This window comes from Blautia sp. MSK20_18 (assembly GCF_020553125.1).
Taxonomy (GTDB): Bacteria; Bacillota; Clostridia; order Lachnospirales; family Lachnospiraceae; genus Blautia_A; species Blautia_A fusiformis.
This window is the reverse complement of the sequence record NZ_JAJCGR010000004.1, coordinates 32090-45761: the sequence shown is the minus strand read 5'-3', so window position 1 is coordinate 45761 and position 13672 is coordinate 32090. Positions and strand designations below refer to the sequence as shown.

Annotated in this window: 6 protein-coding genes and 1 other annotated feature (1 of these 7 only partly in view); all 6 genes read right to left on the bottom strand. The window is 46.0% G+C overall.

What is annotated here, in order from left to right:
- Nucleotides 1–4 precede the first annotated feature (4 nt).
- The 6 genes from LI091_RS03675 to rplJ all read right to left on the bottom strand — a co-directional run bounded on the left by LI091_RS03675 (nt 5) and on the right by rplJ (nt 13597).
- On the bottom strand, nt 5–1954 hold the full coding sequence (locus LI091_RS03675) for a serine/threonine protein kinase (protein ID WP_265190841.1): 1950 nt from the start codon (nt 1952–1954) through the stop codon (nt 5–7).
- A gap of 98 nt (nt 1955–2052) precedes the next feature.
- On the bottom strand, nt 2053–5751 hold the full coding sequence (rpoC, locus tag LI091_RS03670) for a DNA-directed RNA polymerase subunit beta' (RefSeq protein WP_118609109.1): 3699 nt from the start codon (nt 5749–5751) through the stop codon (nt 2053–2055).
- A 17-nt stretch (nt 5752–5768) separates the two neighbouring features.
- Nucleotides 5769–9626 carry a DNA-directed RNA polymerase subunit beta gene (rpoB, locus tag LI091_RS03665; protein ID WP_265190839.1) on the bottom strand — a complete coding sequence of 1286 codons (3858 nt, stop codon included), beginning with the start codon at nt 9624–9626 and terminating at the stop codon, nt 5769–5771.
- Between the two features lie 225 nt (nt 9627–9851).
- Nucleotides 9852–12488, bottom strand: coding sequence for a right-handed parallel beta-helix repeat-containing protein (locus LI091_RS03660; RefSeq protein ID WP_265190838.1), 2637 nt, complete (start codon nt 12486–12488; stop codon nt 9852–9854).
- Between the two features lie 149 nt (nt 12489–12637).
- On the bottom strand, nt 12638–13012 hold the full coding sequence (rplL, locus tag LI091_RS03655) for a 50S ribosomal protein L7/L12 (RefSeq protein WP_015526302.1): 375 nt from the start codon (nt 13010–13012) through the stop codon (nt 12638–12640).
- Between the two features lie 75 nt (nt 13013–13087).
- The gene (gene rplJ / locus LI091_RS03650; RefSeq protein WP_021652200.1) at nt 13088–13597 is read right to left on the bottom strand and encodes a 50S ribosomal protein L10; all 510 of its coding nucleotides are present in this window, start codon (nt 13595–13597) and stop codon (nt 13088–13090) included.
- A gap of 52 nt (nt 13598–13649) precedes the next feature.
- Nucleotides 13650–13672 (bottom strand) — a sequence feature (ribosomal protein L10 leader region); it runs 114 nt beyond the window's last position.

Sequence of the window (13672 nt, the reverse complement as noted above, 5' to 3'; positions counted from 1 at the left end):
GACATTACTGCTGAAGCTCCACTACAGAATTACTCCAGTATTTGTCTCCCAGTTCTACATATTTGTCGTTATCGCTCTCTTTATCATGAACCTTACCATCTGCATCGATCCATCGGATCAGAAGGCCGTCCTGATAATAAAAATACTGCTTCTCATCTCCGTCCCATACATAAGTATAAAACATCTGCTCGCCCCAGTAAAAATATTCCTCATAAACGCCATCTGCGGAACTGCCGGGATATACAAGTACTTTGGCGATCTCTCCTGATCCATTATAAAAGCGCAGACGATCCCCCTCTGTACCTTCACGTCTATAGCTATCCAGAGCATTTTCTATGGTTGTCGCATGGTCACGTATCGTTTCCATTGCCTGTGCGAAACTTTTATCCGAATTGTCTGCAGTACCGAAATTTCCTTTGTTCAGAGCATCAGAATCATCGGAATCTGTATACGAAGGTTCCCCGTTATCCGCAGGTTTCCGTATCGTTCGTACCGCAAGGATCCCGCCGATCAACACAACAAGGATCCCGGCTGTTATAAGCATTCTGAAAATACCTTTCCGTTTCCTTCTGTCATCGTCATTTCCATTATTCTCTGGCACGGATCCTTCCCACTCCTGGAGATTCTGGTCACGGTCGTCTTCCAGATCTGTGATAGAGGTAACTCTGGGCTTTACAGCTCCGGTTTTTCTTATACCGGGATCTGACTGACGGGAACGTCCTGACGGATAACCGGACAGACTATCCTTTTCGGATGCTGTTTTTCCGGATGCAGATTTCTGAGGCTTCTGTATTGTGCTCTGAGCCTTTGGCGTATTCCGGGCTGCATTTTTTGCTATTTCTCCGGCTGTCGGTTTCTCCGGCTGTATGGATACCGGCACAGGATTTTTACGTGCCTGACGGATCGCATCCGTATTCAGCTGACTCGTTCTTGCCAGCTGTCTGGCTGCACCCTCCTGGAGAAACTTCGGCATGGACTTCGGAACAGGTCTTTCCTCCACTGGTTTCTGTTTCTCATGAACTCCCTGTTCTCTATTTGCTGCTCCATACCGGATTTCTTCCAGTGCTTCCCGAAATTTCTCAGGAGTCTGATATCGTTCTTTTGCATCATAAGCACAGGCTTTTAAGATAACGGAGCCGAAAGCCTCTCCTGCATCCACAGGTGGTGGCGGTGTTTCGCCTGACATCCTCCTCGTGAGTGCGTTTTCCTTATCTCTGTATGTGATCAGCTGTTTTTCAAGATTCAGAAACGGAAGCCTGTTATGATTCATCAGTTTATATAACACCAGGCCAAGTGCATAAATGTCCACTCTGCTGTCGTACTGTTCTCCCCTGTACATCTCCGGCGCCATATAGGAATAAGTTCCCTTTTTGGAAAGGGTACTCATGGTTTTTTCCAGTTCTCTGGCGATTCCAAAGTCCCCCAGCTTGAAATCCCCGAACCTGGATACAAAAATATTCTCAGGTTTGATATCCCTGTGGATGATGTGAAGCTGCCCACAGTATTCCAGTGATCTGCAAAGATCGATACCCAGCTTCATCACTTCTTTTTCTGTGAGATTTTTTCCCGCATAATATTCCATGAAGCTTGTGAGATATTCCATGCGGATAAAAATATCCCATCCGATCTCGTCCAGATATTCCATCACCTTGTAATCTTCTACAGATACAATATGGGAATTTCCCCGGAAATACTCCATGGTGCTTACTTCCTGAATGCACTCCTCCACCAGATTTTCAAAATAACCGCGGACAGATTTTTCATCACCGGATTCTGAGCGCACACTGTCCAGCTCCCCTTTACTGGCGGGGATTGTGATTATCTTAATTGCCGAGTAAAAAGAACGTCCCTTCTCAGTTCTCTGAGCTTTATACACTCTTCCAAAAGAGCCTTCCCCGATCTTGCTTACGATCTTCCATTCCGGCCACGGGGAAATTGGCAGTTCCTTGTCCATCGCAATCCCTCCTCTCTCAGAAAATCCCTGCTTATAAACAGAAATCTCCCTCCGGATTTCCGGGGGGAGATTTATTTATATTAGCAAGGTATATCGACTTATTCTTCTACCGGTGCAGTTTCCTCTGCTGTCTCTTCAACAGCAATGGTCTCTTCCTCCGGAGCAGTCTCAGTCTTCTCTTCCTCTACGGAAATTTCCTCTGTATCCTCAGGCTCCTCGGAAGCTGTTTTTACCTCCGGCATTCCTGTGTCAAGACTGATCTCACTGTAACGCTTCATACCTGTACCTGCAGGAATCAGCTTACCGATGATAACGTTCTCTTTCAGACCGATCAGCGGATCGATCTTACCTTTGATAGCAGCCTCTGTCAGGACTTTTGTTGTTTCCTGGAAGGATGCTGCTGACAGGAAGGAGTTTGTAGCAAGGGATGCTTTGGTAATACCAAGCATAACCTGTTTTCCCTCTGCCGGCTGTTTGCCCTCTGCCTCAAGTTTCTCGTTAACTTCCTCAACATCAAGGACATCAACAAGTGTTCCTGGCAGGAACTCTGTATCTCCGTTATCCTCGATACGGATCTTCTTCAGCATCTGATGAACGATAACCTCGATATGCTTATCGTTGATCTCAACACCCTGCAGACGATATACACGCTGAACCTCACGGATCATGTAATCCTGAACTGCACGCACACCCTTGATTCTCAGGATATCATGCGGATTTACACTACCTTCTGTCAGCTCATCGCCGGCCTCAAGAACCTGTCCATCAAGGACTTTGATACGAGAACCGTATGGGATCAGGTAAGTCTTGGAATCGCCTGTCTCCGGATCGTTTACGATGATCTCACGTTTCTTCTTAGTGTCGTTGATCGTGGCAACACCTGGGATCTCTGTGATGATCGCAAGACCTTTCGGCTTTCTTGCCTCGAAAAGCTCCTCGACACGAGGAAGACCCTGTGTGATATCTCCACCGGCAACACCACCGGTATGGAAAGTACGCATGGTCAGCTGTGTACCTGGCTCACCGATAGACTGTGCTGCGATGATACCAACAGACTCACCAACCTGTACCGGCTCACCGGTAGCCATGTTCGCACCATAACATTTTGCGCAGACACCAACCTTGCACTTACAGGAAAGGATGGTACGGATCTTCAGTTTGTCGATCGGTCCGCCTGTCTGGTTGCTTACGCCCTCTTTCATGATACGGGCTGCACGCTTCGGTGTGATCATGTGGTTTGCTTTAACAAGGATTTCTCCGTCTTTATTCTTAACTGTCTCACAGGAGAAACGTCCTGTGATACGCTCCTGAAGGCTCTCGATCTCTTCTTTTCCGTCCATGAATCCACGAACGACCATACCGGAGATCTCTGCTCTGTTCTCACAGCAGTCCGCCTCACGAACGATCAGATCCTGGGATACGTCAACAAGTCGTCTTGTCAGGTATCCGGAATCGGCTGTACGAAGAGCGGTATCAGAAAGACCTTTACGAGCTCCATGAGCGGACATGAAGTACTCCAGTACGTCAAGACCTTCACGGAAGTTTGACTTGATCGGGAGCTCGATGGTATGACCGGTTGTATCAGCCATCAGTCCTCGCATTCCGGCAAGCTGTTTGATCTGCTTATCGGAACCACGGGCTCCGGAGTCAGCCATCATGAAGATGTTGTTGTACTTATCAAGACCTGTAAGAAGTGCCTTTGTAAGCTCATCATCGGTCTTCTTCCAAGTATCAACAACCTCCTTGTAACGCTCTTCCTCTGTGATAAGACCACGTTTGTAGTTCTTTGTGATACGGTCAACAGTATCCTGAGCCTGCTTGATCATCTCCGGCTTCTGCGGCGGCACGGTCATATCGGAAATAGATACGGTCATGGCTGCACGTGTGGAGTATTTGTAACCCATAGCCTTAACGGAGTCAAGTACCTCGGCTGTCTTTGTTGCACCGTGAGTATTGATAACCTTTTCAAGGATCTGCTTCAGCTGTTTCTTACCTACAAGGAAATCAACCTCAAGAAGCAGTTCGTTTCCAGGTACGCTTCTGTCCACAAATCCAAGGTCCTGCGGAAGGATCTCGTTGAACAGGAAACGTCCCAGTGTGGACTGAACATTGCCGCTTAAAACAGTTCCGTCCGGCATTGTCTTATGACAATGGACAATGATCTTTGTCTGGAGTGTGATGACCTTGTTCTCATATGCAAGAATTGCCTCGTTGACACTCTTAAAGAACTTGCCCTCACCCTTGTTTCCAGGTCTTTCCTGTGTCAGGTAGTAGATACCAAGGACCATATCCTGTGAAGGAACGGCTACAGGACCACCATCTGACGGTTTCAGAAGGTTGTTCGGTGATAACAGAAGGAAACGGCACTCTGCCTGTGCTTCCTGGGAAAGCGGAAGATGTACAGCCATCTGGTCACCATCGAAGTCAGCGTTGAACGCGGTACAAACAAGCGGATGAAGCTTGATCGCCTTACCTTCTACAAGGATCGGCTCGAATGCCTGGATACCCAGACGATGCAGTGTAGGTGCACGGTTCAGCATAACCGGATGCTCCTTAATGACGTCCTCAAGGACATCCCATACTGCCGGCTCAAGCTTCTCTACCATTTTCTTGGCATTTTTGATGTTGTGGGAAGTTCCGTTGGCAACAAGCTCTTTCATAACGAAAGGTTTGAACAGCTCGATAGCCATCTCCTTCGGAAGACCACACTGATAGATCTTCAGTTCAGGTCCTACGACGATTACAGAACGTCCGGAATAGTCAACTCGTTTACCGAGAAGGTTCTGACGGAAACGTCCGGATTTACCCTTCAGCATATCGGAAAGGGATTTCAGAGCTCTGTTTCCAGGGCCTGTTACAGGACGTCCACGGCGTCCGTTATCGATCAGGGCATCTACAGCCTCCTGCAGCATACGCTTCTCGTTGCGGACAATGATATCCGGAGCACCAAGCTCCAGAAGTCTTTTCAGACGGTTGTTTCTGTTGATGATCCTTCTGTAAAGATCATTCAGGTCAGATGTTGCAAAACGTCCTCCGTCCAGCTGTACCATAGGACGAAGATCCGGCGGGATAACCGGGATAACGGTCATGATCATCCACTCAGGACGGTTGCCGGACTCACGGAAGGACTCCACAACCTCAAGACGTTTGATGATCCTTGCACGCTTCTGGCCTGTTGCGTCCACAAGCTCTGCCTTCAGTTCTTCGGAATCCTTTTCAAGATCGATAGCCTGAAGGAGCTCCATGATGGACTCGGCACCCATACCTACACGGAATCCTTCTCCGTAAGACTCACGTGCTTCCTGGTACTCACGCTCGGTGAGTACCTGTTTGTACATAAGTCCGGAATCTGCAGGATCCAGAACGATATAGTTAGCAAAGTAAAGCACTTTCTCCAGTGTTCTCGGAGAAATATCAAGGATCAGACCCATACGGGACGGAATTCCTTTAAAGTACCAGATATGAGACACCGGAGCTGCAAGCTCGATGTGTCCCATACGCTCTCTACGAACGGCAGATTTGGTTACTTCAACACCGCATCTGTCGCAGACAACGCCTTTATAGCGAATTTTTTTGTACTTTCCACAGTGGCACTCCCAGTCCTTGCTCGGTCCGAAAATCCTTTCACAGAAAAGACCATCCTTCTCAGGCTTCAAGGTTCTGTAGTTGATCGTTTCAGGTTTTAAAACCTCACCGTGTGACCACTCTCTGATCTTCTCAGGGGACGCCAGTCCGATCTTGATGGCATCGAAAGTCATTGGCTGATATGTTTCATTGGCGTTGGTTGTTTCTGCCATGTATTCTTTCCCCTTTCTTATTCCTCATCATCAAAGGACTCTTCAAACTCGATCATATCATCTTCGTCTTCCATGTCCTCATCTTCTTCTACATTGACAAGCTCTTCTCCGCTGAACTCCTGCTTGGTGTAGCCGTGTTTACCGAAGGACTCCTCATCTCTGCGTCCTCTGGAATCGCCCTCGATGACATGACGAAGATCAGTATCTCCGTAATCAGAGGTTTCCATAATGTGTACCTCTGATCCGTCCTCGCTGAGCACACGTACATCCAGACCAAGAGACTGAAGCTCTTTAAGAAGTACCTTAAAGGACTCAGGAATACCTGGCTCAGGAATGTTGTCACCTTTGATGATCGCTTCATAGGTCTTAACACGTCCGATCACATCATCAGACTTCACTGTCAGGATCTCCTGCAGTGTGTAGGAAGCACCATATGCCTCCAGTGCCCAAACCTCCATCTCTCCGAAACGCTGTCCACCGAACTGAGCTTTACCACCCAGAGGCTGCTGTGTTACCAGGGAGTATGGACCTGTGGAACGTGCATGGATCTTATCATCTACCAGATGATGCAGCTTCAGGTAGTGCATGTGACCGATAGTTACAGGGCTGTCGAAGTACTCGCCTGTACGTCCGTCACGAAGTCTTACCTTACCGTCTCTGGAGATCGGAACGCCCTTCCAGAGTGCTCTGTGAGCTTTATTCTCATCGAGATACTGCATAACATCCGGTGCAAGGATGTCTTTATATTTCTCACGGAATTCCTCAAAGTCTTCCGTATTAACGTAATCGTTGGCAAGCTCCAGAGTATCCTGGATATCAACCTCGTTTGCGCCATCGAATACAGGTGTTGCAATATTGAAGCCAAGTGCTTTGGCAGCAAGGCTCAAGTGGATCTCCAGGACCTGTCCGATGTTCATTCGGGAAGGTACACCCAGAGGATTCAGCACGATATCAAGAGGACGTCCGTTTGGAAGGAATGGCATATCCTCAACCGGAAGTACACGGGAAACGACACCCTTGTTACCATGACGACCAGCCATCTTATCACCAACGGAGATCTTTCTCTTCTGTGCAATATAAATACGTACTGCCTGATTTACTCCAGGGCTCAGCTCATCGCCGTTCTCTCTTGTAAATACCTTGGCATCTACGATAATACCATACTCACCGTGCGGTACCTTAAGGGAAGTATCACGTACCTCTCTTGCCTTCTCACCGAAGATAGCACGAAGGAGACGCTCCTCAGCAGTAAGCTCAGTCTCTCCCTTAGGAGTAACCTTACCGACAAGGATATCACCGGCACGTACCTCAGCACCGATACGGATGATACCGCGCTCATCCAGATCCTTCAGAGCGTCATCGCCGACACCCGGAACGTCACGTGTGATCTCTTCCGGTCCCAGCTTGGTATCACGGGATTCTGCCTCATATTCCTCAATATGGACAGATGTATAAACATCATTCTGTACCAGTTTCTCACTAAGAAGAACAGCATCCTCGTAGTTATAACCCTCCCAGGTCATAAATCCGATCAGCGGGTTCTTACCAAGTGCAAGCTCACCATTGGATGTAGACGGGCCATCCGCGATAACCTGTCCTGCCTCAACATGCTCACCCTGGAACACGATCGGTCTCTGGTTGTAGCAGTTGCTCTGGTTGCTTCGCATGAATTTAGTCAGATGATAATCATCTTTTGTTCCGTCATCATTCTTGATAGAGATATCTGTAGATGTGGAACGAAGTACTGTACCTGCTTTTCTTGCAACAACGCATACACCGGAGTCAACAGCTGTCTTGGTTTCCATACCTGTACCAACAACCGGAGCCTCTGTTGTAAGAAGCGGAACGGCCTGACGCTGCATGTTGGATCCCATCAGCGCACGGTTCGCATCATCGTTCTGCAGGAACGGGATCAGGGCTGTAGCAACGGAGAATACCATTCGCGGAGATACATCCATGTAATCGAACATGTGCTGCTCGTACTCCTGTGTCTCCTCGCGGTAACGACCGGAAACGTTCTTATGAATGAAGTGTCCCTCTTCATCCAGTGGCTCATTCGCCTGTGCTACATGGTAATTATCTTCCTCATCCGCTGTCATGTATACAACCTCATCGGTTACACGCGGGTTGGAAGGATCTGTTTTGTCGATCTTTCTGTACGGAGCCTCTACGAAGCCGTACTGATTGATCCTTGCATAGGATGCAAGGGAGTTGATAAGTCCGATGTTCGGTCCCTCAGGAGTCTCGATCGGGCACATTCTTCCATAGTGGGAATAATGTACGTCTCGAACCTCGAATCCGGCTCTGTCTCGTGACAGACCGCCAGGTCCCAGTGCGGAAAGTCTTCTCTTGTGAGTCAGCTCTCCAAGCGGGTTGTTCTGATCCATGAACTGTGACAGCTGGGATGATCCGAAGAACTCTTTTACTGCTGCAGTTACAGGTTTGATATTGATCAGGGACTGCGGAGAAATACTCTCTGTGTCCTGTGTTGTCATTCTCTCACGTACCACACGCTCAAGTCTGGAAAGACCGATGCGGTACTGATTCTGAAGCAGCTCACCGACAGCACGGATACGACGGTTGCCCAGGTGGTCGATATCATCATCGTTACCAAGGCCATACTCCAGATGCATATTGTAGTTAATGGACGCAAGGATATCTTCCTTGGTGATGTGTTTCGGGATCAGGTCGTGGATATCACGTTTGATCGCATCACATCTGTCCTCAAATGTGTCATTTTCTTCCAGAATTTTTTCGAGCACTGGGTAGTATACTAATTCTGTAACACCCAGGGACTTCGGATTCTCAAGCTCCGGCAGATAGTGACGGATATCAACCATAAGGCTGGAAAGGACTTTGATTTCTCTCTCCTCACCCTGGATCCATACGTACGGAACTGCGGAATTCTGTAATGTATCAGCAAGCTTTTTTGTAACAAGTGTCTCAGCCTCAGCAAGGATCTCACCTGTTGTTGTATCTACAACATCCTGAGAAAGCTTGTGGCCTACGATACGTTTATTGAAATGAAGCTTCTTATTAAATTTATAACGTCCGACTTTGGCAAGGTCATATCTTCTCGGATCGAAGAACATTGCCATGATCAGGCTCTCTGCGCTCTCTACTGCAAGCGGCTCGCCCGGACGGATCTTCTTATACAGCTCAAGGAGACCTTCCTGATAGTTTGTGGAGGTATCCTTTGTAAAGCTGGCAAGGATCTTTGGCTCTTCACCAAACAGATCAATGATCTCAGCATTGGTTCCAATGCCCAGTGCACGGATCAGAACAGTGATCGGAACCTTTCTTGTTCTGTCTACACGTACATAAAATACATCATTTGAATCTGTCTCGTACTCCAGCCATGCACCTCTGTTCGGAATTACAGTACTGGAAAACAGTCTCTTACCAAGCTTATCATGAGCGATCGCGTAGTAGATTCCAGGGGAACGTACTAACTGGCTGACAATAACACGCTCAGCACCATTGATAACAAAGGTACCCGTAGCTGTCATCAGCGGTAAATCTCCCATGAAAATCTCGTGTTCGTTGATCTCTTCTGTTTCCTTATTGATCAGCCTTACTCGAACCTTCAAAGGTGCGGCATAAGTCACGTCACGTTCTTTACACTGCTCGATGGAATATTTTGCATCTTTTTCATCGTATGTGAAATCGATGAATTCCAGACTGAGCTTTCCGCCGTAATCTGCGATCGGAGAAATATCATCAAATACTTCTTTTAAACCTTCGTCAAGAAACCACTGGTAGGAATCTTTCTGAACTTCGATCAGGTTTGGCATTTCCAGGACTTCTTTTTGTCTCTGGTAGCTCATACGCATGCTTTTTCCAGTTTTTACAGAACGAATTCTGTTTTTTTCCATTGACGTTTCACCCCTGTTTTTTTATTATTTATTACAACATGATCCCGCCTGACCTTTAGGCAGGCATATCTAGCCATAATATAGCATCCTCCACTTTAACATAAGAAAAAAAGTGTGTCAAGCACTTTTTTTGATTTTTTTACATTTTTCAAAAAAAAGATTCTGTTCCTTCTATACATACGATGTATGGATATCCGGAACAGAATCTTTTTTTATCACACATACTTACTTCACAACAGTATTTACTGTTACTGTATTTCCGTATTTATCTTTTGAGACAAGTTTCAGAGCAGTATTCTTTTTTTGCTTCTTTATTTTAATAACGTACTGTTTCTTTTTGTTTACGGATGATACACCCAGCTTTGTCTGTTTTCCGGAACGCTGCACATATGCAATAACTGTCTGGCTGCCTGATGCAGTTCCGCTTATAGCTGTACTTCTTGATGTAACAGTTCTGCATGAAGGACGGTTGATGCCGGTCCATCCTTTGCAGCTTTTTACATATATCGCCTGAACCTTTCCGTTTTCGCAAAATGTATTCTTTTTCATGACCGGTATTACAGATGCATATGCATAAACACCATTCCCCGTATTTTTCTCCGCACGGTTTCCTGATACTTCGGATACTTTTGATTTCCAGAGCAAAATACCACTTTTTGCATTTGATGTCACACGATTGCTTTTTACCCTGACTCCGCCGACCACATACTCAATTTTCACGCCATGATTTTTGTTGGATAAACAGGTATTACCAAGAACATTATTGTTCTTTCCTGCATTTACACGTATTCCCGAGCCGGCCGTTGATTTAACAGTATTCTTCTGTGCAGTGGATGAAGTATTTACAGATTGCAGATAAATTCCATCTCCGCCTGCTCCGGAAACAGTATTCTGCTCTACAAGATTTCTCTGTTCTGATCCTGCTGCATAGACAGAACCGGAGAGATAAATTCCCGTATTTGCAGTTCCGGACACTGTATTCCTGCTGATAACGCTTCCTCTGGAATCCTGGGCATAAATCCCAAAATTGGAATATGAAGAAGTTTTTTTCATTGTTACCTGATTATCTGTTACGGTATCTGTGTCAGTAAGAGACATGCTGATTCCGTTTCCATATCCGCTGATCTGATTATCTTCTACAGTCACACCTTTCACCGGATATATCTTTTTAGGGAGCACAGCTCCATCTTTTTTCATATTATAGCCTGAAACTTTTATACCACTGCAGATCCATGCAATTCCACCAATGCTGGTAGTTCTGGCAAGACTGATGTAGTTTCCTGCCACACGAAGATTCCTGTTTTTCAGCATGTCCGGCCCATCATCATAGCCTGGCGTCTGGTGTGTATTGCTGCTCACAGAAGAAATGTCCACTCCATTTCCCACATTTACCATGGTATTATTTTCTGCTGTAGAATCTTCATAATTCATAAACCTTATACAGCGTTTTTTTACATTATGGAAAGTATTATTCGTAACTGTGATCCTTTTATATGTTTTTCCGGACATCATACTGTGCGTTCCCAGCCCTGTAAAGACATCTTCGAACACATTTCCATCGATCACAAAATCTTCACAGGTCGTTCCATCATAAGGTCTGTACTGCGGAAAAACATTGCTCTCATCTGTACAGCAGTCGATCTGAATACATTCCTGTCCGCCTTCCACATAATTCTTATAATAGCCACTGAATGTACAGCCTGTGATCTTGGCATTTTTCACTCCGCCAAATTCCAGAAAATGAGATTTCAGATTATTAAGAAATGTAGCATTTTTAATCGTAACATTCGTAGCATGTCCAATGCAAAATCCCACAAATCCGCCTGGTGCATCCTTATTTTCCACACACTGATAATTGTAGTCCCAGGTTCCTCCATCGATCACAATGTTGCGATATCCATCATATCCGCCTTCTGAATCTTTGGTATTTCCAAGACGGAGGATCAGATGTTTGGTGGTAGACGTTTTTGTAATATTAGCGTCTCTTGCATATAAGTACATATTACTGTACATGCAAAGTGTACCTGTCAGTTCATAATTTCCCGGTGGAATTATGATCTTGCAGGGATTTTCATCTGTGGCCTGATCTTTCAGTTCAAGAAACAGTGTGTTCAAGGGTGCTGTGATATCCTGTCCTTCCTCAACTTCCAGAGTCACAGTCTGATAAGTTCCAAGTTCTCCATCTGAAGCATCTCCTGCGGAAAAATCCCCAGCAGCATTGGCATCATCTGTAAAATCAGCCTGTGCCTGACCTGCGCCTTCATCAGCTTTATTATTATCCGGCTCTGCGACGTTTTCTACATTACCGTTTTCCTGCTGAAGCTGAAGTTCTTCGGAACCGTTATCACCGTTCTCCGTTCCTTCGGAAAAATCTGCCGGCAATTCTCCGCTGATACTACCATCTGCTGTCTGAATATCCTCACTGCCAGCTTCCGTTGCTGCATTGTCAGAAATATTCTTATTTGTGTCAAAATCTCCATCTGTGCTTCCATCTGAAAATGTGTCTTCAGTTGAATTTTCCGATATTTCCTCATCCCCCGGTGCCTCTGATACATCCACTGCTTCTACAGCACCTGACTCTATTTTTGTCCAGGATGCCTGTGATGCAGGAACCACACTGCCATCGTTATCCAACACAAGCGGATCCAGATCCTGTTCCGGCATATTTTCCTCTTCTTCAAGCTCCTCCTGCTGCTGCATTGCAGCTTCCTGAGCCCGAAGTTCATCCAGAGGATTTTTCACGTTTACAGTTATATTTTTTACATTTTTTCCGACAGACACTGTCTTGGCCGCCGTCGGAAAAGAAACTCCTGTGATTCCCAACGCAGCAGCAAGGATACAGGCCATTATTTTTCGTTTCATATTCCATCCACCCTTTCCTGTCTCCTTTATTATCCTTTCTTTTTCTTCAAAAAGCAAGATTTACCATGGATTTTTTCACTAAAAAAGGCTGCTGTGCCGCCGGTAAACCGGCAGTCACAACAGCCTTTAAAACTTCTGATCTGATCGGATTATTTAAGTGTAACCTTAGCTCCCTCAGCCTCAAGTTTAGTTTTGATGTCCTCAGCCTCAGCTTTGGATGCGCCCTCTTTAACAACCTTCGGAGCACCATCAACGATAGCTTTAGCCTCTTTAAGTCCAAGACCTGTAACCTCACGAACAACTTTGATAACTTTAACTTTGTTAGCGCCAACCTCTGTAAGCTCTACGTCAAACTCATCTTTCTCCTCAGCTGCCTCGCCTGCTGCACCTGCTGCTGCTACAACAACACCTGCTGCTGCGGAAACGCCGAACTCTTCCTCACAAGCTTTTACAAGGTCATTTAACTCTAATACAGATAATTCTTTGATTGCTGCAATAAATTCTTCTGTTGTTAATTTTGCCATTTTAATTTCCCTCCATTTATAAATTTTAATTAATAATCATGCGGTCGTTATGCCGCCAATTGCACGTTGCTGGGATTACTCAGCAGCTGCTGCGTCAGCTCCGCCATTCTGCTCTGCGATCTGATTAAGCACACGAGCGAAGTTTGCGATCGGAGACTGCATGCTTCCAAGCAGTTTTCCAAGAAGTTCCTCTCTTGAAGGAATTGTGGACAGTGCCTGAATTCCGGCCTGATCATTGTAGTTACCTTCAACTACACCTGCGATCAGCTCCAGTGCCGGGAACTGTTTTGCATATTTAGCAAGGATTCTTGCCGGAGCAGTTGCGTCTGTCTCGGAGATAGCGATCGCATTTGTGCCATGTAAATGATCACTGAGGCTCTCAAATGCTGTACCCTCGAATGCACGACGCATCATGGTATTTTTGTATACCTTGTACTGAACACCAGCTTCTCTTAACTCTTTACGAAGAATTGTATCCTGCTCAACTGTAAGACCGCTGTAGTTTACAAGTACAACAGACTGTGCGTCTTTAATGCTGTTAGAGATCTCTTCTACGATTGGTTGTTTCAGTTCTACTTTTGCCATGAAATGGTACACCTCCTTATAGATTTTGTATACCGCCGTCGCAATAAGTCAATCTGTTTAAAAAAAAGACCTTAC